The sequence below is a fragment of the Scytonema sp. UIC 10036 genome (assembly GCF_009725235.1).
This window is the reverse complement of sequence record NZ_WJFC01000014.1, coordinates 89,916-112,134: the sequence shown is the minus strand read 5'-3', so window position 1 is coordinate 112,134 and position 22,219 is coordinate 89,916. Positions and strand designations below refer to the sequence as shown.

Genomic DNA, 22,219 nt, shown 5'->3' with positions numbered 1-22,219 from the left:
CATAAGTAAACACAGTAGTTTTACTGAGAATTTTGTCATAAATTAAGAAAAGTCTTTTATTCTTAATAATTTTTTACAAATAAGGCAATAGCCATGAAAAAGACCTCAAAATCAAAATTTATAAAAATGTGTAACAACTTGTAGACAAACTACTTATTATGTAGAGATTTTAGAATTATGTATAGGACTCACATAAATTTGTTAAGCAATGAAATCATGCAGCATACAATATTTGTGGGTGTCGGAATGAACAATGCAAATCCTTTCTATATCTGACCAAGTTATTCATCATATACCGTTTATTACCCACTCGCCTAATGGGGTTGGCGTGGTTAATAAAGTGCTGCCTGTTTTATTAGCTCGTGTTGATTCACTACCAGATGGGTTGGAGGCGATTGTTGCAACAAGCGACTTGCAAGGTATCGATCGCAATAACCAACGCCTTCTTGGTCATCTTGTCAATGAAGAATTGGATAAATTGGCTTCTTTAGGAAAAATTCCGCCATTAAGAGCAACAGGTGTCATCTTAGCGGGGGATTTTTACGCAAAGGTAGATAAGCGTGGTGGTGTAGGTGATGTTCGTGACGTGTGGCAAGCATTTCGCCAGCGTTTTCGTTGGACTGCAGGAGTAGGGGGAAATCACGACAGTTTTGGTAAAACACAACAGGAATTTCGAGCCTTTCAGGACGGAAAAGGTATAAATTATTTAGATGGGAATATCACCTGTCTTGATGGATTGCGTATCGCTGGAATTTCTGGTATTATAGGTAAATCAACTAAACCTTTCCGTCGTTCGGAAAAAGATTTCAGAAAACTACTCACACAGCTTCTTGATGAGTCACCAGATATTTTTGTGCTACATGAAGGTCCTAACGACGTAAATGCCAAGTTAGTAGGAAACGAATCTATACGTGCTGAACTTGTTCGAGGCAAAGACCTGTTAGTGATTTGCGGTCATTCCCATTGGAAAGTCCCCATGATTGCTCTGTCTCAAGGAGTTCAAGTGTTAAATGTGGATACTCGGGTTGTTGTGATGGTAGCAGATTGAGCATTAAATTGACTGGACTACTGCGATACACTCCATTTCTACGTGTGCATCTAAAATCAATTTGCTAGCTTCAAAGGCGGTTCTTGCGGGAAGCCGATCTTTAGAAAAGTAGGTGATATAAACTTCATTGACTGCATTCCATTCTTTAATATCTGCAAGTATCACAGTTACTTTAACGACTTGGTTGAGAGACGATCCATATCTTTCAAGAACGCGTTTGATATTTTCCATCGTCTGCTTTGTTTCGGCGGCGACTCCTCCGGGAACTAATTCTTTCGCACCAGGGATGTTACCAATAACCCCCGATAGATAAAGCATATTACCAACACGCACGGCTTCAGGAAACGGAAGATTGAGAGATTCTGTCTCTGAGGAAGCCAAATAATCGATAGAATCGGAAAGAGATGTCATTTTTGTCGGAATTAGCTAATGTTTAGTGTAGATTCTGGTGTTTTTATTTTATTTAAAGAAAATTAACAGCAAAATCTACAGATATTTTACTTGAAAACGGTAACCAGTGACTATATCCCCGACTCTCGTTCCCAGGCGGAACCTGGGAACACAGGCAGCGAGGCTCCGCCTCGCACTCTGTGGTAGAGTACAGGAGGCTCCGCCTCCCATAAGGCATTCTCAGCCTCCGGCTGGGAACGAGGTGGTAGGAAGTTTGCTCCCAAAGAAATAAAGTGGCGTTAAATTAATATCCCCAGTCGGTAAAGTCTGTGAGTTCTTGCTCCTAATGCGCCACCTTTAAGTGGTTTTCCTGTTTTACTTTTTAACAAACAGCAACTGTCTGATGAAACTGTGGCTTGTCGTATTTCTATGGAACAAATGAGGACAATTGACGGTGTAGTAAGGGTTTCCGTCACCACTGCATCTCTCGCAGACTGAATCAAATTGGCTACGTGCGATCGCATTCGCTTTTCTGAGATTGTGTTAGGGTTGTAATTAACAACTACGGATGCTGCATCACGATTAATCCGAATGCTTGTTGCTTGGTTATCTGCTTTCAGCAATCCTTCCAGATGCTGCGCGTATTGATAATCTTTGGCAATTAAGGGAACCTGAAATCTGATCCGTCCTGCGATCGCATGAACAACACTGTAAACCACCGAGTCAGGATTTGATAAATCTTTCTGACCCTGACTCAATCTAGGTTTGGGAGAAATTACTTTACAAGTTGTACCTATCATTATTAAGCAGAGTGGAATAACTGCCCAACCGTTGATTTTTAAAATCCTAATGACAACTAGACTTGTTAGGATTCCAAGGACATCGAATCTTTGTTTTTTCCAAAAACTGACTGATTGTTCAACAGCAACATATTCTGCTCGACTTGCTTTGAGCAACTCACTTTGTATCCACTCAGAAATTGATTCAGGAGGCAGTTTTAACTGAGTACTTAAATCGCCCTCTTTACTGAGAGTTCTTGTCATTTATGACAAAGTTAATGGAGCTGGGTTATAAGTTAAATATAATTCACCTTACATATGCGGAGATCTCTCTTGAGATAGAGGTAGCCCTCATCCAGCGTGCAATTGTGCAAATAGGGTGTATTATAGTAGTAATATTAAATCATACATAAAGTTAGTACGGAGGTGACCATAAATTCTCCACACCATCAGTAACACTCAACACTACCGATGACAGCAAGGTTAAGTACTTAATTACTAGTGCGCTGCCTTATATAAACGGCATCAAGCACTTAGGTAATTTTGTTGGTTCCATGCTTCCCGCAGATGTTTACGCCCGTTATTTAAGACAGGAAGGCGAAACGGTTCTCTTTATCTGTGCCACTGACGAACATGGTACACCAACTGAGATAGCTGCTTTGGAAGCAGGGCTGGATGTAGAGACTTTCTGTCAAAGGATGCACGAAGTCCAAGCAGAAATTTACAGAAATCTTGGTTTGTCGTTTGATTATTTTGGTCGTAACTCCTCAGTTGAAAACCACGAATTAACTCAGCATTTCTACCAATCTCTGGACAAAAACGGTTTGATTGAAGAACGAGAGATGAATCTTGTCTACTCTCTTGACGACGATCGCTTTTTGCCAGATAGATACATTATTGGAACTTGTCCGCACTGCGGGTATCAATCAGCTAGAGGTGACCAGTGTGAAAATTGTACATCATTGCTTGACCCACCCGATCTCATAGAACCGCGTTCGGCTATTTCTGGAAGCAAGCGTTTGGAAGTCCGAAAAACTAGGCATCTCTTTTTAAAACTTTCTGCACTTGTGGATGAGGTAAAAGCTTGGGTTGAAGCACATCCCAATTGGTCTCATCTCACCCAATCAATTGCAATGAAGTGGCTGAATGAAGGGTTAAAAGACAGGTGTATCACCCGCGATATAGCTTGGGGAGTTCCCGTACCTCGTCCGGGATTTGAAGGAAAAGTGTTTTATGTCTGGTTTGATGCTCCCATAGGGTATATTTCTGCAACCAAAGGATGGGGAATAGAAAATAACCAAGATTGGGAGACTTGGTGGCGCGATGCAGAAAATACCCAGTACGTGCAATTTATGGCTAAGGATAACTTACCATTCCATACCATTATGTTTCCAGCCATGATTCTGGGTACGCGAGAAAACTGGAAACTAGCTGACCAAATTAGAGGATTTAACTGGCTTACATATTATGGTGGAAAGTTCTCTACGAGTGCAAAACGAGGAGTTTTTCTAGACCAAGCACTCTCACTTTATGAAGCAGATTATTGGCGATATAGTCTTTTATCGATGATTCCTGAATCTGCTGATTCGGCTTTTACTTGGGAGTTATTTCAAGTGAAGGTTAATAAAGAGTTGGCAGATACATTGGGCAATTTTGTGAACCGAACTCTCAAGTTTACGGTCAATTATTTTGATGGAACTGTTCCAAAAGGTGGTAGTTTTGGTATAAAAGAACGGGAGTTACAAAATACCTGTGAAATACTTGTCAGCAAATACTGCAATTGTTTAAAGAATAAGGAGTTTCGCAAGGCAGTAGAAGCTCTCTATTCCTTATGGTCTGTTGGCAATCAGTATATTGATGCAACAGCACCTTGGAAGTTGATTAAAATAGACCGTGAAGCAGCAGCCCAATCGGTACGGACTTGTCTTCATTTAATCAGAATTTACGCTCTGGTTTCTGCACCAATTATTCCCTTTACCTCGGTCAAATTATTTGATGCATTGCAGTTATCTGAAACTGATAGAATGACAAAGATTAGTGAGAGTGTAAATTTTGAAGCTTTGCCTCTAGGTTATGCAATTCGTGCAATCGCACCACTATTCCGTAAGTTGGAGGAGGCAGAAATTCAAGAGTTATCAGCCAGATTTGGTATGAAGGAGTAAACGGCTTATAATCCCCCTTAGCCCCCTGCGAGTCCCCCACTGGTGAACGGTTTTGGCTGTCCTATATCAGGAATATTATCGAACTCAACGACGAAAGTGCCATCAAAACTTTTTTCGTTCACGCTGAATTGGAAACCACCATCCACGTTCGTCATCTCAGTCTCGCTCTCAGCAGCTAATTGTTGGTCGGGATAGAGGTAGAGTTTCACCCCGGATTGAGACAGGACAGCACGAACGAAATAATCTTCATGCACAATCAAGTTATCCGAGAAACCCATACCAAAAAAATCACGTTCTCCAACATAAATTTCCAGCCGCATCACAAGGTCGTCCTTCTCTGGATTTCTTAGGAGAAACCCCTCCCAAATGAGTCGGTTTTTACCCGCCCAAGGAAAGGCAACGGTATCCTCGCGATCGCTCAAATCAAGTTCCCGGAACGGTCCATAACAGTTTTCCGCTTCTTTGCTTTGGTGGAAAAGCTCGAAATCCACACTGCGCGGCTTGATGGACACACCCAGGAAAAACTCGCTCTTGCCAAATATATCTCTACCACTCTTAATTTTTGCGTGTACTAAGCGGAGGCGTACACGCACGTCCCCAAAGAAAAAGCGCGTTGCTACCTCAAATGACTCGCGAGCAGTAATCAAGGAGTCAAAACCTCCGTGGCACTTGTTGACGAAAGTTCTCGGTGCGCCTGGGATCTGCGCGTATGCCTGCTTAACTAGCCCGTCACTCCGGTTATAGTTTGGACCGTATTCTCCTGACACGGAGAATAATCGATTCAAAACCGTTGCAGCCCCGATATTGTAAGTGCGATAGTTTGTACCAACCACTGTCAGCAGTCGTTCGAGGGGAAAGTGGTTGCCAAAATGCTTGTACGAAAGAGGATTATGCTCATATTTCTCATCCTGCCAGTTAGGATCGAAGCGTTTGAGTTCATCTTCTGCACTCAGATTTAACCACCGCAATTGCCCTAAAACCTGGAAGGAAATCCCTTGATGGGGCGTTCCTAGGGTGACAATCTTGTTGATGGATTCATCAGCTGTTGCCTTACCCACTCTATCTTGACTTTGATAGGCGGATTGAATTGCCTCGCGCACAATCAGTCCGCCCATTGAGTGAGCAATAATATTAACTTTATTGACTTTTGGGTCTACGATTGGTGTTTTTATCTGAATGAGCGTGCGAATAAAATCGATAAGCCGGACGAGCGCCTGACCATAGGTTTTGAAAGCTCGGTCGTCAAGATCGTAATAGCGGAAAACCCAGAGAGTCTTGCTTGGGTCGTCATTTGATTGGATGAGGCGTAGCGCCATAGCTGGATCGATGACAACTTTGCTCCCAGAAAAGAAGCCCAGTCGATCCAACGGTTGCAACTCTGGACAAAGGTTGTCCCGCTGTTGCTGTATTTCTTTGCCATAGTAGCCGACAACGTTGGTTGCATCTTGGTACTTCCAGTTCGACTTTAGAAAACGAAGGATTAGCCCCTCGTAGATGTAGTTTTCGCCCTGCTTTTGGGGATAGACAGAGCCATCGTTAAATCCCTGGTAAGTGCTTTTCTTCTCCTCTGAAACGTCGAGACCTCCAAAACCACGGATTAAGATGAGCGGTAAAAAGGAACGTGTAGGGGGGGACCAGGAATGACTCAACGAAGCGTTAGACATTTTTACCTCCTTCTGACGGCTCTCACCCACTTTGAGGGGTATACTTACTTTGAAGCCGACGCTCTGAAGTTACAAGCTAGTTGAAACATTGTCAATGCTCTACTATGATTTAGAGAAAAAAATATACATTCTTCTTGTCACTATTCTTAACGTAATTCCAAGCACATTTCACACCACTGATAAAAAATTTGTAAAATATGTGTCTGAAATTCTGGCAATATCTCTCTAAGTATGCTAGGCTTGGCTCATCTTTTGCACAATAAGACCTTTACTGCTTTTTTTCTAAATTACCGGAAAGCTTGCCATACATGCTGTTGCTATTGTAAGGCAAGCATCGTCATGGGAGATTAAATTATGAAATGGTCACTACCAGCCTTACTTGTAATCGTGAGTGCGATCGCTGTAGCTCATCCAGCCTATGCTAATGAAGAGAATGTTTCGACCTCTACAACAAATCCAGGTCAAGCTTCTCTTTTGATGGTGAAGCCAGCTTCTATAGAAAATCAAATAGGTAATACGCGAATTAACAATCAAAAACCAACCTCTACCTCCTTTAGGCTGGTACGTGAAAAAAAATGTAAAGATATCGATCCCCTAGACTTTATTAAAGACCCTGCAGCTAACCTCAAGCTCTGTTCTAAACTAGAGCAGCCGCAAAACGAAGAATCTAAACCTGCTGAGGCAGTTAATTACTATAAAATTCCTCCTCTTGAATCAGGTATTCGCTTACCACTCTCCAAGTTTTAATCTATTGGTCAGGTGGTCACTGTTGATGTGCTCGTAATGTGACTGTAAAGTGTGAACCCTCATTGAGGGAACTGTCCAATTTTAAAACTCCGCCCAAACCCTCTACTTGGAGTTTAGTCAACCATAAACCCAAACCGATATTTCCGCGATCGCTTTTGGTTGTAAACCCAAGTTGAAAAATTTCGTTGAACTTTTCTGGTGCGATCCCCAAGCCCGTATCAGAAACTTTGACTTCCACCCACAGTTTGCCTTCTAATTCTAGAGTTATAGCATTGAGAGATAACGTACCACCATTTGGCATTGCATCTACAGCATTTTGTATGAGGTGATAAAAAATATTCAGCAATTGCTGTTCGCCACTTAACACTTTGGGTAAATTAATTGGAATATTAATAGATAGCTTGACTCCATGAAATTGTGGAATTTCACTAAGAACCATATCTACTATCTTATGAAGATCGAGAGGTTGAGGTTTCTCCTCTTGAGCAATCTTAAGACCTCTTAGGGTTTGACTCATTTGATCGACAAAACTGAGAGCAGTATTTCCTGTATTTTTGCTGGCTTCAACATTATTTTCATTTAAGCCGCTAATGATTTCTCGTAACAACCCTTCGACTGTGCTAATACCACTGTTCATTTTATTGAGAACTTTGCCAGAAACATTACCGACACTAGTTAATACTTCCTTTATACTCTTTTGCTCTTTTTTTTCTGCATTCTGTGCATTCTGAATAGCAATAACCGCCAAACCAGCTAGGAATTCTAGCCTTCCCAGGTCTTTTTGTTTAAATTTTGCTTTTTGACGACTTTCTACATTCAGCACGCCTAGTACCTGACTATCTTTATCTAAAAGAGGTACGCAAAGTTCTGAACGGCTGTCAGCAAAATAGCATATGTAGCGCTTATCTATTTCAACATCATCTACTAATGCTGGCTTGCGGTGCATTGCTACCCAACCAGTAATTCCTTCACCCATTTTCATGTTGAAAGACGCATTTTCAATTTGCTTATAAGCAGGATATTTAGCTTTGGCAACAAGTTCGCGAGTTCCGGGTTCAACCATGCTAATCACTCCTATATCAGCACCCGTGTTTTGCACTGCTTTTTGCACAATTAATTCTTGCAAATGCTCCCAATCTAAAGTTGTTATAATTTCTCGCTCAATGCCATCTAATGTTTGCAACCAACGTTGATTTTTGATAGCACTTGCTGCAGAAGAGGCAATGGAGCTAATCATTTGTTTTTCTTCATTTAGAAAAATGTGAGGTCGTCGGTAGTTAATGAACATAACCCCAACAATATCTTTATCGACTCTCAATAAAATGCCAGCAACCGATTGAATTTCTTCTCTTTGCGTAAAAATTGAATTTTTAAAGATAGGTTCTTGAGAAATGTTTGAAACATAAATATTTGTTTCATGTTGAATCAGTAAAAAAGGCACACTTTGTTCGGGAACTTCCGACTCCATTGCATCTTCTTGAATCAACATTCCTGCAAGGCTAGGTGGAGTGAGAAATTGTTTTTCCGTCTGAATATATTCGTAAATAACAACTAAATCTGCTGCCAGTACATTAAGTGTATTCCAAGCAATATGGCCTAGTAAATTATTTTCTATTTGGCTTAGAGATTGCGTTACATATTGAAGAGTGGCTAACTGTCGCGCTTCTTCACGCATTTTTTGATATATTGTAGTGTGCCAAATCGCATCAACAGCTTTACTAGCAAAGTATTCGCCCTGACGGCTGAGTTCTTCAATAAATTGATGTTCGTAGCGGAAATGAACATATAAAACTCCTACAGGAATTAGATGCTGTTCTCGTTCCACACTACTACCTTGCCTGGTAGGAGTTGCAATTATTCGTGGTATGACCTTGTAGCGATCGTTAATCAGTAATGGAAAAGCGGCGTAAGTCTTTGTTCCTCTTTCAAGCGCAACTGGGCTAAAATCTACTTCTGAGTTTTTATGAACTGAAGATAAATGTGTGACGTACTGAAGCTTTCCTTCAGAAATACTTCGCCATCCAACCCCATTTTTCCTTGGAAAAAAGCGTTGTAAGGGAATATTACCGGGATCGCCAGCAAACACTTCGTAAATGTAACGTTCTTCCTGTGGTTCCCATAAAAAATGCAATGTAGTTAAGTCAGCATGAAAAATGCGTTTTGCATTTTCAGCAATAGTTTTTAATACATAACGCAAACTACCACGACGAATGTCTAATGCCCTTCTTGCAATCAATTGAGCAAGATTGGTTGCTTGTTGGTATGTAATTGGTCTATTAGGATTTTCATAACCTGCTTCTACTGTACCGATAACTACAGGTGGGGAACCACCAGGTAATGGTTCCATTCGGAAAACTTTATTATTGCCTTCGCTATTTCCCGAACAGGGAATAAAATTCTTACCCCAATCATAATTTTCAAACCAATTTTCAATTTCTTTTCCTTGCTCATCATGAACTAATAAAATAGGAGAAAACACACGGCTCAGTCGATCGTGTTGAAAGTTTTCATAAATCCAGCGATCGAATCGTTTATCCCATCCAGATATGATTTCAGTGTGATAAGTCTTAACAATATCTGCTTGAATATCTCTGATATCTTGGTCGGCATTAAGATAATGTCTTGCTCGATCGACCCATCTTCCTGCAATACCAATTCCGTATACTGCTTCAATAGTATCTTGTTCGGGTATAACTAATGATATGCTAACAAAGTCAAAACCCAGTGATTCTTGAATTTCCTTACTAACATCATCTAAAATAGTTTCCTGACCAAATAAATCTGCAATGGCTTGTGTTATTTCTTTATCCGCTTCTAAAAAAGGTTCAAAAGCCTTTTCTTGTATTGTAATGACAGATTCGTTGCCTAAACCATCGATATTTCTCAGCTTGGTATCTTTGAGATTTGCATCCCTAAGATTGGCACCACTCAAATCAGTATTTGTCAAATTAACACTTTTCAAGTTAGCACCATTGAGGTTAGCTTGACAGAGAATAGCATCATTTAAATTAACACCAACAAGATGAGCATCACTGAGATTTGCACCACTCAGATCGGCATGGCTTAAATTCGCATTTCTGAGATTAGCTCCACTTAAGTTGGCACCTCTTAAATTGGCACCACTGAGATTTGTACTTCTTAAGTTAGTATCGCTTAAGTTGGCAAAACTGAGATTTGCCTGACTCAAATTATCTTCGCTTAAGTCTTCACCACTCAGGTCAATCCCTTCAAAATCTTTATGTAAATTTAACCCAGCAATTTGCACTAATTCAGAAAATTGGTTTGTTTCTGTTTGGGCTAAATCTTGCAACAAATCTGGCAAAGATGGTTCCTTATTCATAGAATTCCTTTTCTAGCCGTAGGTTGCTTAAACATTAAACTCTGCTTGAACTATGCAAGGTTTCATTCGTGGTTTTAAATAATTAAGAAGAATTAACCTTTCAGCAACTGCTTTTTTCTTTTTCTTTCTAAAAAATTCCAAAACCGAGTTCTTCTCCTCATTCTCATTCTCAATTTCAGTGATGCAGAAATCTGCGATCGAGGTAGCTTCAAAGGTTGCTTTTATAGAGCACATCGTACTATCTTCTATATCAACAGGTTGCTGCGATGTTGTTTGCTGCATACTTTTAACTACAGTTCCCAACTTAATTCGATTAATTAAACATTTTAGTGTACCATTTTGTATTGTATTTGCTTGAAAAGTCCAGCATATATCGTTTTCTACTCCTCCTGACATATCAACCTGACAATTTACGAACTGAGATGTATCTACGGATTCAATAGGGATAATGCCGTTTTTTAAACACAGTTTTAGTTGTCCCCGCTTCAACCCAAACCAAATTGTAACACCATTCACCTCGATCCGTTGCTCGCTAAAATTTGCAATGATATATAAATTAACTTTATGCGAGTCTACGGGTTCTACGTGAATTTTCATAAGTAAAAACTTTATATTACTATCGTTCTCTTCAGAGTTAAAATCACCTACATTTTGACAGACTAATGAGGAATCATCAGTATTTTTCAAGTAGGGTCTTTTTAGAAGAATAGTCTTACCTAAGTAGGATGTTTGTGGATTTTGATTTCTTAAAGGAATTGAAGAAGATAGAGTTTTAGAGCTGGTGATTAATGTAGGAGTCATATGGGCTGGAAAATCTGCTACTCTCATAAGTGAACAACCAAGCTGATACGCAAAGTCCACAGTTTTACCAGACCACAATGCATCGTAAAAGCCAATTGAAAATTTAATAGCATCCGTATCCCTGATTTCTTGGCTCATACCAATCACGTACTGAATATGTTTTGCGATCGCATGAGCCTGTATCTCTGAATAACAGGTATTAAGGACAACACATTCTACTTGGTCAGCAAACAGTTGAAACAATTCTGCTAATGCTTCTGCACTCACTAACTTGGTTTGACCTAACTCGTCTTCAAAGACCAAGCCTTTTTCTTGCGCCCCATGTCCCGAAAAGTGAATGATATAGGGTTCGTACTCCAGAAGAACTCTATGTATGTCCATGTATCGTACTGCTTCCGCCGTAACAACTGAATACTGGTCGCGCATTTTTGAGCGTTTCAATCCCTCTTTAATTTCGCGCATCTCCTCACTCAGACGAAGCTGACTGCTATCTGTAGGGTTTGCTGACAAAAGCAAAATTTTCCGGGGTTGATTGGGATTGTTACTCATTAGAAATTCGGATTTCCGGAGACGATCGCTGTATCTAGCATGAGCTGTATAGCTGACTCGCACTATTAGTAGTCGTTGTGAATCAACATATTAAATTTTCTTTATTATAGATGGAAGGCTCGACCAGTCTAAGTACTTTTACTCTTATTACTAAATTATAAAATTTTCCCATAAAAGCCAGAATTTCACTTTTTCCCGTATTTCTTATAAAGAAAAGTTAAGAATATAACTCTTATCAAAAGTATAATTTAATACTATTCCGAAAGATTTAGTGCTCTAAAGTTACTCCCTTTCCACGTGAAAATTATTGATGAGCAGACAATCCTTCATTTAGAAACATTCAATTTGTAATTTTTAATTTAAATTTTAATTTTAAAATTGCCTATGATGAAAGCGTGAATCTAGACTGTCCGGAGTAGCCATGCCAAAACGCCTCATGACAGGGTTAAATCATTGGTTCCAGCGAGATAGGATTGTACGTAACCTAGAATTTTTTCAAGATATTATTGTTATCTCTCTCTGCCTTGGTTTATTCTGTGTAATGCTTATACGCTTGGGAGCTATGTTTTTCTCTCTCGTACATCCGTTAGATTTGCGGGAAATCACGTCTGATATCTTGTTTATTTTGATTCTAGTAGAATTGTTTCGCCTGTTAATTGATTACCTTCAAGAACGGCGAATATCCGTAGGTGCAGCCGTAGAAATTACCATTGTTTCTGCTTTGCGAGAGGTAATTTTACGTGGCGTTCTGGAGATTCCTAGAGATCAGATTTTTGGAATCTCTGTATTTTTAATCGTGTTAGGGGGAATACTTGCTGCTTTACCATGGATGTCTCGCTTTCTCGAACACGTCAAAGTTCCCGATCTTGAACAACCGGAAGAAAGCACCCAATTACTAGCCGATTAACACTGGTCATTGGTCATTGGTCACTGGTCACTGATTAAAACGGTTACAGCCGCAACTGCGATTAACATTTCATCATTTTTATCATTAAGTACCGGAATGGCTTTGCCCTGAACAATCATTCCCCCAGACTCTACTGTCAGTGTTTTCCGCCCAAAGGGTAGCACAGCTAAAACTTCCTCTTCTCTCACCTGTTCCGGATAAGGAACAGCAACCTGTACCTCAACTATCATCTCATTTGGATCGCTCAATCCAGCAACTTCCCAAACTCCAGGTAAGGCATTGTGTGCGATCGCATTTCTCACAGCCCTTGCTGCTGCAACAGTTGGTTCTTGTCCGTGTTGGTCAATACCCATCCCCATTTCAATAATCAGGCGTTTGCGTGTCATTTTGACCTACCTTGTAAGTTGGAAAAAGTGCTGGATTATTTTTCTCAAATCAGCCTACCATAGCAATCCTATCTGATTTGTAAGATAGCCCTGTCAAAGTGACTCACAAAATTTTGATTCATGTGGCAAGGCAACATTTTTTTCCTCTGGGTACTCTGTGCCTGGAGCGGTTCAAAAGTCAGTTATTTAACCGCTCCAGGCGCAGAGTACCCAGAGGTAAGAGGTGAGAAGACGATTGATTTCCTGAAATTTTAATCCACTTTGACAGGGCTAGCATTGCCCACCCTACTTGACTTCCTTGTCTCTCCGATGGTTCTACTTAGAAATGCAGGCTGATAAACTGTTCTTTATTATATAGGAGGCGGAGCCTCCACTTAGGCATTCCCAGCCTGAGGCTGGGAACGAGGTGGGGGGTCTGACCCAAAAGAAGTCGGGAATCTTGTTCATCAGGAATTTCTCGTGTAGCATATGTAGTATAGAAAAAAACATCCCAATCCCATGAAACAGTTATGAAAAAGTATCGCTTTCAACGTTCTTTTCAGAGCGATCCAACCTTAAGCAAACACCTGTTTAACTTGCTAGAGATTGTTTTTCCCGGACTTGGAATTACTAATGCAGCAGAACACGCTTCTAAGCTTGGTGCATCTTGGGAATCGGCTTCAACTCCGTTTATACGCTTTGAGGGTAATATTGCTGTTACTCATGTTGGTGTTCTTGAAATACCTATGTATTTTATGGGGGAACTAGTGACAGTGTCCGGAGTTCATGGAGTGTCTACCCATCCTGAATTTCGGAGACGGGGTTATTACCGAGAAGTGATGGAAGAAGTTTTGGATTACTGCGATCGCCGTTACAAAACTTCAGTATTGACTACTTCTCAGCCCGAATTATATGAACCTTTTGGCTTTCGCTATATTAAAGAACATATGTTCGTTGCTAAGTGCAATCCAACAGGCGGTACTCATGGCTTCCGATTACTAGACACTGGCAATGATAATGATATCAGTTTATTGAACAGACTATTAGAGACACGGGAACCTGTTTCTCACATTTTAGGAGTTACAAAAGCAAAAGCGCTTTTCTGTGTCATTGAAAGTCGCAATCCGTTATTTTATGCAGAAGACTTAGATGTTCTAGTTTGCATGAACATAGAAGGTAGTAAACTCAAGCTTTTTGATTTGGTAGGACCAAAACTTTGCTCTCTGCAAGCTATTGTGGACAGGATACCCCACCCTATTGAGGAAGTAGAAATTTATTTCAGTCCCGATCGTTTCAATGTTGAGGCTCAAGAATTTCCTCACCGATTAAACGGCGATGATTACCTTATGGTTCGTGGTGAGTTTGCGCCCGAAAAGGAGACTTTTATGCTACAACGTTCAGCACGTTGTTAATCAATGACCAGTCATCAGTGAGCAGTCACCAGTGGCGAGCGAGACAAGTAAGAAATTAGTGATTAAAATAAATCATACCATTTTTGATTTTAGATTTTGGATTTTGGATTGGTAAAGTCGCGATTGGACTTAATTTCATTCAACTATCTGTCATCTTCTTGTTTCAAATTGGTCATAAGTTAAATAACAACTATTTAGAGGATGTTTTAAAAGTCATGATTGATGTATCAAATATTTTTTACCCCACCCTAACCCTCCCCTTGTAAAGGGAGGGAACTGAATTTTTCTTGTTTCCCCCTTTACAAGGGGGATTAAGGGGGTAATAATGTGGTTAAAAGCACAACAAACAACTTTTCAAACATCCTCTTAAGAGCTAATATGCTTGCTAGAATCCGCCGTCTTTTAAGACAATTTTTTACTAAGTCAAGGACAATCAACAATGAACCCTTAAATAAGGTGAGTTTGATTGTCATTATTTTTATCGATATATTTATCTTAATCAATGTTTTTACGGGTCTAGATGATATTAGTAGATGGCATCTCAGTCCTTCCCAAGCTTACCCGTGTTATTCCGAGTGGAATAATTATCGAACACAAACCGATAAAGATAAAGACTATGAAATTATTAGGTTGTTATTAACTGACACAAATACCGAGCCATCCTTTCAAAGGAATTACCAGCAAATCCAAGAAGGACATTTAGGTAAAGTTACTGAATTCTGTTTGAACTATGCTGGGTACAAAGATAAGATTTATACCTCTAAAAACCAACAAACTATAAAAACTATTGACCAAAAACAAACAAACATCAGTAAACTCGAACAAGATAATCGTAACATTCGCGATCGATATGATTCCACGCTTTTAGAAAAACTTGCAGGTCAACCCCGCTCTGAATCTATTAATCCAGTTGGTGCTGAAAAAGCCAAACAAACTTTAGAGCAAAATGCTAACAATATTTCTACACTTATCCGGGAAATTTCTAATTTAAAAAATCAACTGCTTGCCAAACCAGAAAGTGTCAATTTTATAAATTTTCTTAAAGATGAGGGAAAATTTAGTACGGTTGAAAAAGGTTATAAACAAGCAGCGTTTTGGTATCCTAGCATCCAATTTGCTTTTCAGTCTATCTTTCTCCTCCCACTGATTCTCCTTGCCTTATCAGTTCATAGATTTGCTGGAGCGAGAGGCTACGGGCTTATCTCGTTAATTAGCTGGCATTTGTTAGTTATCTTTTTTATTCCACTGATTCTAAAAATCTTTGAATTTTTACAGTTTGGTGCTATATTCGAGTTTCTTTTTAATGTCATTAGCACTATTTTTGGAGGATTGCTTTTCCTTATCAGTTATGTTTATATCTTGCTGATTCCACTGATTGGTTTTGGACTTATCAAATTTATCCAAAAAGTTATCTTTAATCCCAAAGTTCAAGCAGCTAATAGAGTCCAAAAATCACGCTGTCTTAAGTGTGCCAAAAAAATTCGTCATCATGACGTTTACTGTTCCCATTGCGGTTACCATCAATACACTGAATGCCCAAACTGTCATAACTTCACATACAAACATTTGCCGTACTGTAGGGAGTGCGGGTATTCTCAAAGTTCCTCTCATTTGTAAAAGGATAAAGTACCGCATAAATGTTGCGTTTCGTTCCTCAACCCAACCTACGCTTTTCTTAATGTTTACTTTATAAATCATCTCTTACAAAAAATACTCCCGCGCCGACACCAAAGCTTTACAGCGAACCACGTTGAAATTTATAAGTTCGCATTCACTTCCTCTCCCAACACTAATGATTCAATGGGAACCCGATCGAGCTCCCGACCAATCAACACTAATCGCGTTTGACGAGGTTCGTTGGGTTGCCAAGGACGGTCATAAAAGTAGTCGAACCGATTACCAACTCCCTGTAATACCAGACGCATCGCTTTGAGAGGAACTGCTACAAATCCCTTAATTCGATAAATTTCTTGCTGTTGTACCAATGTTTGCAAGCGTTTGACCAAGACAGACGGCTCAAATGCCCGGTCTAGCAGTAGTTGCACTGCATTAATCCCGTCGTCATGCTCGTGGTCTTCTTCAGTATCGTGGTGACTGGGACGACTATCTAAGTTGTCTTCTACCGCTGCATTGAAACCGAGTAACAAATCGCCACTGATTTTACCGTTCTGGCAAGGAATGATTTTTACACCAGGGGATAAGTTCTGCTTTAGCCATTCCTGCACCCTAACTTGCGTTTTTTCGTCAACGCGATCGCCTTTAGTCAGCAACACCAAATCTGCACAAGCGAGCTGATCTTCAAACAGTTCCTCAATGGGTGTTTCGTGTTCTATACTGGAGTCGGCTTGTCGCTGTGCTAAGAGGGCTTCTAAATCACCTACATATTGATGAGTTGCTAAGGCTTCACAATCCACTACAGTAATGACGCCATCCACTGTAGCGCCTGTGCGAATCTCCGGCCAGCGAAATGCTTGCACCAATGGTTTTGGGAGTGCTAGTCCAGAGGTTTCAATCAACATACAGTCAAGGCGATCGCGTCGCTTCAGCAATTCCTGCATCGCTGGCAAGAATTCCTCCTGTACGGTACAGCACAAGCAACCGTTGGTGAGTTCAACAATGTTACCGTTAGGGTCTTCATCATCACAAACTTGACAGTCACGCAAAAGTTCGCCATCAATTCCGACGGATCCAAATTCATTCACCAAAACAGCAATGCGTCGTCCTTCATTATTTTGAAGTAAATGGCGAATTAATGTTGTTTTGCCTGCGCCAAGAAATCCTGTAATCACTGTGACGGGAATTTTATGCATAGAAAATATGTTGCTTGTTGATTAATTTTGCAATGTATAGTAAAGAAGTTGAGTGGGCATTGGGCATGGGGCAAAGCAAAAACATTATTGAAATGAATTGCGTCCAACAGACATCTCCAGAAATGAGATATCGACCCTGACTGTACAACGCTTTTATCTTCTTTTTCGGAGATGTCTAATGACTTATGGTTACTCAACCAAGCGTGAGGGAGTTTGATTGGCAAAGTTTTTGTCCATCAATTCCGTGCGTGAGTTCGCTCGCACAGCGCGGAACATTCCAAATCGGCACAGCCCTACACCAAACGCCAAACGCATCAGCAACAACGTCGGTACCTCGCGCACAGACTTGACGAAACCAGACAGTCCAAAACGCAGAAATCCGCTCGGTCGAATCACCCCTTGCCAGATCGAATCTAACCAAGAAGGAAGCGTTTCTTTCGTCCAGTCTGCCGTAATTACCGCTCCCTCGACTAATCCCGTTGCTGCCAAAAGCTCGGAAAAACCCTCAATGCTGGAAAAAGCTGGATGAGACCACTGCTCCAGAAGTTGCCGCATGACTGGTTTTTCCCAGAAATTTAGCGGTTTTTGGCGGTCATCCCTCTGATTCCAGTCAGCTACAACCAATACTCCACCGGGCTTTAGCACCCGCATTAACTCAAGAGCAAAAACGGCTTTATCAGGCATATGGGGACCCGCTTCTATCGACCAGACTACATCAAAACTGGCATCTGGAAACGACAATGCCATCGCATCATCGACTGCAAACAGGACGTTTAATCCTTCAGGTGTTAACTCCACAGCACGCTTTACCTGCTGAGGACTGATGGTAATTCCTGTTACAGCAAACCCATAATCTTGCGCCAAAATTCGACTGCTACCCCCAATACCACAGCCAACATCTAAGACGGTAGTACCGGGAGGTAATTTATCTAAACCACCCCATTTAACCATGTAATGTACAAAGTCAGATTTCGCAGCTAGAAAATCCTTCCTTCGTGGCGGCGAACCGTAGTGACCGAGGTGAATGTGTTCCCCCCAATAAAACTCTAGGATGCCGTCAAGAGTCCACCGATCGTAGGAATTAGCGACTGTGGTTGAGGATTGATACTTGCGGGCACTCAGGAGATAAGCCGCAATTGCGATCGCCAAAACCAGAAGAAAACCAATTACAAAATATAATAAAGTTGACATTGAAATCCCTTAGTTAATATGTGGGGCTATAAAAATGCCTACTTTAGTAATTGTATAAATATTCATAAAAATACCTATCTGTACCTCGCAGATGTACAAAATTTACCAGTTAATTTCGGTGGGCATTCTGACTCACAAGGCAGACCTTGATTACAGCTGCGGGACAGCGCCGGATTTACACCGGACTTTCCCCGTTACCTCTGATGGCTGCTCCCCACCAGAACCGATATTCCCTTGCATATTAACACAATAGCGATCTGCACAGCATAAGTTATAATAATCAAGCTAGACACCCACGGCAAATGGTTAGCACAGACTGAAACAGAAGATATCGAGGCAATTTTTCAAATTGCAGTACGTATATTTTTTGAATTGATTCATGGTTCATCCCGAATTAAACGAGCGATGACAATGGTAATCTTCTTAGATGAAGAAGCACATTCATGCAATTTAGCAAGTATTAATCTGGCAAACTTGGAGAATGAACAGCTAGCAGAAATTTGTCAAATCGCAGTACGTATGTTAGATAATACCATTGAACTTACGTCACCGCCCTTTGCTGCTAGCGCTACTCACAACACCAAATACCGTACAATTGGGGTGGGTTGTATGGGATTAGCCGACTGGCTCAGCATACGTCATCTCACCTACACTCATCTTCAGGAAATCAGTGACTTATTTGAAGACATCGGTTATAATTGCACCGCAGCATCAATGGAACTCGCGAAGGAACGGGGTGCATATCCTGCTTTTGCAGGAAGTGAATGGAGCAAGGGACATTTAATAGGAGCAAAGCCTGTCGATTGGTTTAAACAACACGCAAGTCAACCAGAACGCTTCTTACAACTAAGTCAAGATATCAAACAATATGGCATTCGCAATTCACACATTACTGCGATCGCTCCTAATACTTCTTCATCTTTAGTTCAAGGTTGTACAGCCAGTGTGTTGCCCGTTTACAGCAAATTCTTCTATGAAAAATGGGCAAAGGGTTCAGTACCCATCGCACCTCCTTACATTCGGGAGCATTTATGGGGGTTGGGATGATTTTTAAATTTTAAATAACAACAACAACCAATACTGCTCGGTTAAGGATTTTTCGTAATAATTTTGCGGGTGTAGAGACAAGGGTTTATCGCGTCTCTACGAGGTTGAAATGTCAATTGATTGCTCTTATCCCTTGCAGTATTGCAACAACAACCAATACTGCAAGGGATAAGCGAAAATTAGAAACCCGGTATCTCCAAGAATACGGGTTTCTGACTCCTCAGTTATTGCATCCCTTGCATTATTAAGTATTCATCCAAACATGATATAATGTAGAAATTAACTAAAAAAGAACTAGCTCAAAGCCAGATTTTTAGCAGTGAATGTTAAAGGAGTATCAAGTTGCCATTGTTTACCCTTGTAAAACAATATCTGATAGATATGCAGACTGCCATATCGAAATGAGGCTTCAAACGATTGCAGATAGAGATACCACATTCGGAGAAATCGCTCGTCATAGGTTTGACCCAGTGATGCAATTTTGGCTCGATTGCTCAGAAAATTATGTGTCCATCGCTTCAGGGTTTCGGCATAGTGAGGCTTTAGGTTCTCACAATGAGCAACCGATAGTTTTGCAGCCCATAGTTCCTGGGTCAATTCGTGAAGTTGTGGCGCATACCCACCTGGAAAAATATATTTATCCACCCAAGCTCCATTGCGTACATTGCTCTGGGTAACAATGGTCTGTAGCAGTCCTACTCCATTCGGCGTTAACAGTTCGGATGCCTTTTGCATGAATGTAGCAAAATTGTTTTTACCCACATGCTCAAACATCCCAATGCTGACAAACTTATTGAACTGTCCTTGTACTTCTCGATAATCGGCAATGATGATTTTAATGCGATCGCGAAGCGCAAGCTGTACCCAGCTTATCGCCCAACCCTCTAAGATCAATTTGTTCTTGCGCCAGCTTTGCTTGCTCTACACTCAGCGTAATCCCTGTTCCAGAAATACCATAGTTCTTAGCCGCATAGATTAGCATTCCACCCCAGCCACAGCCGATGTCTATTAGGGATTCTCCGGGCTGCAACGCCAGTTTTCGGCAAATTAATTCATACTTTTGAAGCTGCATTTGTTCGATGGAATCTGTTTCTCGAAGACGATAGCCACAGGAATAGGTCATTGTGGGATCGAGAAAATTCTGATAAAAATCGTTGCCTAAATCGTAGTGATGCTGGACATTCTTGCGACTGTTTTGAATCAGAATGGGGAGCGTTCGCAAACGTTGAGTGAGGACTTTGAAAGCAAGGGCGATCGTTATCTTATTACCAGCTTTTTTAGATACATTGCTGCGATACAACAATCCAAGGAGTTCAACAAGATTATTATTTTCTTCATCCCACCAGCCGTCCATATACGCTTCACAAAACCCCAGCGCTCCAAAGGTCAGAATGCGATTGTAGGTGTTGGGGTTGTGAACGATCAGACGTAGTGGCTCTTTAGAACCTGCCAAGCCAAAGTGGAATACTCTGCCCTCTGGGTTTGTGACCGTCAGATCTCCATCTTCAATCATACTAAAAAGCTGATAGAGATAGCGTTCTCCATCGGGTAGATTGCTGAAGCGATCGCGCTTTGATACTGGAACAGAACTATTATCCAATTTTTTGTCTACAGGTTGAGCAGACGTATTTTCACTGGACGTATTATGTCTCACTATGAGTTCCTCTCCCTAAATTGAATGTTGAGTTTGTGCTCTTGTTGAGAAAGGTGTAAGATATTAGCTAACCTTAATTTCTCTAGAAGTCGAATGGTGAGCCAAACAATATCCACTTCCCACCAGCGCCACCCATACCGTGCTGATGATTGGAATGCGTGATGATTGTTATGCCAACCTTCGCCGAAGGTCAGTAATGCTACCCACCAGCAATTGGTGGAGCGATCTTCTACCTCATAGTTACGATAGCCAAACTTGTGACAGGCACTATTGACAAAGCAAGTGCTGTGAAACCCTACAAATAAGCGAACAAAAATTCCCCAGACTACAAAAGGCAGCCCACCCAGTCCGTATAATAAAGCCGCCAGCGCGACTTGTAAAGCAATATAGTGTTTGTGGCAAAATTGATAAAATGGATCGTCCGCAATGTCTTTGGTAAAGCGGCTGAGTTTTGTTCGATTTGGAACCTCGTGCATCAGCCAGCTCATATGACTCCACCAAAACCCCTGAGTGGAGTCATGGGGATCGTCGGGGCGATCGGCGTATAAATGGTGCATCCGATGATAGCCCACCCAACCTTTGACAGCACCCTGACATGCTAAAGTGCCGCACAAAATAAAGAAGTACTCCAGCCATTTAGGAACTTTAAAGCTGCGGTGTGTGGCGAGCCGATGGAAGCCAAGGGAAATCCCCAGTCCCACTGTCAGCCAGTGAAGAAACAGGGCAACTCCAACGGCTGACCAGCTAAAATTAGTAGGAACAAATGCCAATAATACTCCTAGATGCAGCAAGAGCGTGAATATAATGACAAGCCAACGAGGACGAGGCGGATTTAACCGAACATCAATCATATTGTTTTTGTTTCGATAACTGAGTGGATTGCGGATGAAATTCTGTCCACAATGAGCAGACCTGTTGGTAACATTGGGGTGGGCGACCCCACAGCCCAGTCATCAGTCGCAGCAGTAGCCTTCGTGGGAAAGACCAGTAAATTATCAGCCGTAGTACTAACCGCCGTAGTTTAACCATTGGTAGCCATTGATTAGAAAAGCTGCGGTTGAGAAGATCGGTAAAAGCAAGCACCACCCAGTTTTCATAGCGTCGCCAGCGATCGTAGCGTTTTAGCACTGCTAAAGAACCCAGGTCTTGTTTTTGTTGTTGTGCAGTTTGCAGCACTTGGACTAGGGCAGCCGCATCACGAATACCCATATTTAACCCCTGACCGCCTACCGGATGACAGCAGTGGGCAGCATCCCCCAGCAACACCAAGCGCTGTTGGCAATAGCGGCGGCTCTGCATCAATTGTGCCGAAAAAACTAAGGGTTGACTCAACGTGGCTGTATCTAATTTTGA

At 41.2% G+C, this 22,219-nt stretch carries 18 protein-coding genes, 1 pseudogene and 1 riboswitch; of the genes and pseudogenes, 7 read left to right on the top strand and 12 right to left on the bottom strand.

The window, feature by feature from the left end:
• Positions 1–253 precede the first annotated feature (253 nt).
• On the top strand, positions 254–1,048 hold the full coding sequence (locus F7734_RS09320) for a metallophosphoesterase (protein ID WP_155744398.1): 795 nt from the start codon (positions 254–256) through the stop codon (positions 1,046–1,048).
• Between the two features lie 3 nt (positions 1,049–1,051).
• On the opposite strand, the gene F7734_RS09315 is transcribed toward F7734_RS09320, so the two are convergent.
• Both F7734_RS09315 and F7734_RS09310 read right to left on the bottom strand, forming a co-directional pair.
• Positions 1,052–1,459, bottom strand: a complete 408-nt coding sequence (locus F7734_RS09315; protein WP_155744397.1) for a RidA family protein — start codon at positions 1,457–1,459, stop codon at positions 1,052–1,054.
• Positions 1,460–1,737: 278 nt separating this feature from the next.
• Positions 1,738–2,481, bottom strand: coding sequence for an HMA2 domain-containing protein (locus tag F7734_RS09310; RefSeq protein ID WP_155744396.1), 744 nt, complete (start codon positions 2,479–2,481; stop codon positions 1,738–1,740).
• Positions 2,482–2,696: 215 nt separating this feature from the next.
• Between F7734_RS09310 and metG the strand changes: the two are divergent.
• Positions 2,697–4,379, top strand: a pseudogene (gene metG / locus F7734_RS09305) (methionine--tRNA ligase); the annotation flags it as partial.
• 17 nt (positions 4,380–4,396) lie between these two features.
• Here the strand turns inward: metG and F7734_RS09300 are convergent.
• Positions 4,397–6,043, bottom strand: coding sequence for a hypothetical protein (locus tag F7734_RS09300; RefSeq protein WP_155744394.1), 1,647 nt, complete (start codon positions 6,041–6,043; stop codon positions 4,397–4,399).
• A 354-nt stretch (positions 6,044–6,397) separates the two neighbouring features.
• On the opposite strand from F7734_RS09300, the gene F7734_RS09295 reads away from it, so the two are divergent.
• Positions 6,398–6,790: a hypothetical protein gene (locus tag F7734_RS09295; protein ID WP_155744393.1), complete on the top strand. Its 393-nt coding sequence runs from the start codon at positions 6,398–6,400 to the stop codon at positions 6,788–6,790.
• Between the two features lie 16 nt (positions 6,791–6,806).
• On the opposite strand, the gene F7734_RS09290 is transcribed toward F7734_RS09295, so the two are convergent.
• Both F7734_RS09290 and F7734_RS09285 read right to left on the bottom strand, forming a co-directional pair.
• Complete coding sequence (locus tag F7734_RS09290; RefSeq protein ID WP_155744392.1) at positions 6,807–10,130, bottom strand: pentapeptide repeat-containing protein; 3,324 nt, start codon at positions 10,128–10,130, stop codon at positions 6,807–6,809.
• A 27-nt stretch (positions 10,131–10,157) separates the two neighbouring features.
• Positions 10,158–11,543: a CHAT domain-containing protein gene (locus F7734_RS09285; RefSeq protein ID WP_347566154.1), complete on the bottom strand. Its 1,386-nt coding sequence runs from the start codon at positions 11,541–11,543 to the stop codon at positions 10,158–10,160.
• Between the two features lie 358 nt (positions 11,544–11,901).
• Between F7734_RS09285 and F7734_RS09280 the strand changes: the two genes are divergently transcribed.
• Positions 11,902–12,387, top strand: a complete 486-nt coding sequence (locus F7734_RS09280; protein ID WP_155744391.1) for a phosphate-starvation-inducible PsiE family protein — start codon at positions 11,902–11,904, stop codon at positions 12,385–12,387.
• 20 nt (positions 12,388–12,407) lie between these two features.
• Here the strand turns inward: F7734_RS09280 and F7734_RS09275 are convergent, their stop codons facing one another.
• Entirely contained in the window at positions 12,408–12,773 is a 366-nt protein-coding gene (locus F7734_RS09275; RefSeq protein WP_155744390.1) for a Lin0512 family protein, read from the bottom strand.
• 509 nt (positions 12,774–13,282) lie between these two features.
• On the opposite strand from F7734_RS09275, the gene F7734_RS09270 reads away from it, so the two are divergent.
• Positions 13,283–14,164 (top strand): GNAT family N-acetyltransferase, encoded by an 882-nt coding sequence (locus F7734_RS09270; RefSeq protein ID WP_155744389.1) that lies wholly within the window; start codon positions 13,283–13,285, stop codon positions 14,162–14,164.
• A gap of 378 nt (positions 14,165–14,542) precedes the next feature.
• Entirely contained in the window at positions 14,543–15,781 is a 1,239-nt protein-coding gene (locus tag F7734_RS09265) for a hypothetical protein (RefSeq protein ID WP_155744388.1), read from the top strand.
• Between the two features lie 140 nt (positions 15,782–15,921).
• Here F7734_RS09265 and cobW read toward each other — a convergent pair whose 3' ends face one another.
• Positions 15,922–16,974: a cobalamin biosynthesis protein CobW gene (gene cobW / locus F7734_RS09260; RefSeq protein WP_155744387.1), complete on the bottom strand. Its 1,053-nt coding sequence runs from the start codon at positions 16,972–16,974 to the stop codon at positions 15,922–15,924.
• Positions 16,975–17,163: 189 nt separating this feature from the next.
• Complete coding sequence (locus tag F7734_RS09255; RefSeq protein ID WP_155744386.1) at positions 17,164–18,165, bottom strand: methyltransferase domain-containing protein; 1,002 nt, start codon at positions 18,163–18,165, stop codon at positions 17,164–17,166.
• 99 nt (positions 18,166–18,264) lie between these two features.
• Positions 18,265–18,408: riboswitch (cobalamin riboswitch) on the bottom strand.
• Positions 18,409–18,576: 168 nt separating this feature from the next.
• On the opposite strand from F7734_RS09255, the gene F7734_RS09250 reads away from it, so the two are divergent.
• Positions 18,577–19,212, top strand: coding sequence for a hypothetical protein (locus F7734_RS09250; protein WP_243146771.1), 636 nt, complete (start codon positions 18,577–18,579; stop codon positions 19,210–19,212).
• 294 nt (positions 19,213–19,506) lie between these two features.
• On the opposite strand, the gene F7734_RS65155 is transcribed toward F7734_RS09250, so the two are convergent.
• Genes F7734_RS65155 through F7734_RS09235 form a run of 4 tightly spaced genes read right to left on the bottom strand, consistent with a single transcriptional unit; the run spans position 19,507 to position 22,198 of the window.
• Positions 19,507–20,106 carry a class I SAM-dependent methyltransferase gene (locus tag F7734_RS65155; protein WP_279239684.1) on the bottom strand — a complete coding sequence of 200 codons (600 nt, stop codon included), beginning with the start codon at positions 20,104–20,106 and terminating at the stop codon, positions 19,507–19,509.
• Positions 20,048–20,866: a class I SAM-dependent methyltransferase gene (locus F7734_RS66010; protein WP_347566153.1), complete on the bottom strand. Its 819-nt coding sequence runs from the start codon at positions 20,864–20,866 to the stop codon at positions 20,048–20,050. Before F7734_RS66010 ends, F7734_RS65155 begins: the two co-directional genes overlap by 59 nt.
• On the bottom strand, positions 20,866–21,717 hold the full coding sequence (locus F7734_RS09240) for a fatty acid desaturase (protein WP_155744385.1): 852 nt from the start codon (positions 21,715–21,717) through the stop codon (positions 20,866–20,868). Before F7734_RS09240 ends, F7734_RS66010 begins: the two co-directional genes overlap by 1 nt.
• Positions 21,710–22,198: an FAD-dependent monooxygenase gene (locus F7734_RS09235; RefSeq protein ID WP_243146770.1), complete on the bottom strand. Its 489-nt coding sequence runs from the start codon at positions 22,196–22,198 to the stop codon at positions 21,710–21,712. Before F7734_RS09235 ends, F7734_RS09240 begins: the two co-directional genes overlap by 8 nt.
• Between the last annotated feature and the right edge of the window lie 21 nt (positions 22,199–22,219).

Excerpts from the sequence above, each read along its gene's own strand:
- F7734_RS09320 (WP_155744398.1), top strand. The coding sequence starts at position 254 with ATGCAAATCCTTTCTATATCTGACCAAGTTATTCATCATATACCGTTT.
- F7734_RS09315 (WP_155744397.1), bottom strand. The coding sequence starts at position 1,459 with ATGACATCTCTTTCCGATTCTATCGATTATTTGGCTTCCTCAGAGACA.
- F7734_RS09310 (WP_155744396.1), bottom strand. The coding sequence starts at position 2,481 with ATGACAAGAACTCTCAGTAAAGAGGGCGATTTAAGTACTCAGTTAAAA.
- F7734_RS09300 (WP_155744394.1), bottom strand. The coding sequence starts at position 6,043 with ATGTCTAACGCTTCGTTGAGTCATTCCTGGTCCCCCCCTACACGTTCC.
- F7734_RS09295 (WP_155744393.1), top strand. The coding sequence starts at position 6,398 with ATGAAATGGTCACTACCAGCCTTACTTGTAATCGTGAGTGCGATCGCT.
- F7734_RS09290 (WP_155744392.1), bottom strand. The coding sequence starts at position 10,130 with ATGAATAAGGAACCATCTTTGCCAGATTTGTTGCAAGATTTAGCCCAA.
- F7734_RS09280 (WP_155744391.1), top strand. The coding sequence starts at position 11,902 with ATGCCAAAACGCCTCATGACAGGGTTAAATCATTGGTTCCAGCGAGAT.
- F7734_RS09275 (WP_155744390.1), bottom strand. The coding sequence starts at position 12,773 with ATGACACGCAAACGCCTGATTATTGAAATGGGGATGGGTATTGACCAA.
- F7734_RS09270 (WP_155744389.1), top strand. The coding sequence starts at position 13,283 with ATGAAAAAGTATCGCTTTCAACGTTCTTTTCAGAGCGATCCAACCTTA.
- F7734_RS09265 (WP_155744388.1), top strand. The coding sequence starts at position 14,543 with ATGCTTGCTAGAATCCGCCGTCTTTTAAGACAATTTTTTACTAAGTCA.
- cobW (WP_155744387.1), bottom strand. The coding sequence starts at position 16,974 with ATGCATAAAATTCCCGTCACAGTGATTACAGGATTTCTTGGCGCAGGC.
- F7734_RS09255 (WP_155744386.1), bottom strand. The coding sequence starts at position 18,165 with ATGTCAACTTTATTATATTTTGTAATTGGTTTTCTTCTGGTTTTGGCG.
- F7734_RS09250 (WP_243146771.1), top strand. The coding sequence starts at position 18,577 with ATGGTAATCTTCTTAGATGAAGAAGCACATTCATGCAATTTAGCAAGT.
- F7734_RS09240 (WP_155744385.1), bottom strand. The coding sequence starts at position 21,717 with ATGATTGATGTTCGGTTAAATCCGCCTCGTCCTCGTTGGCTTGTCATT.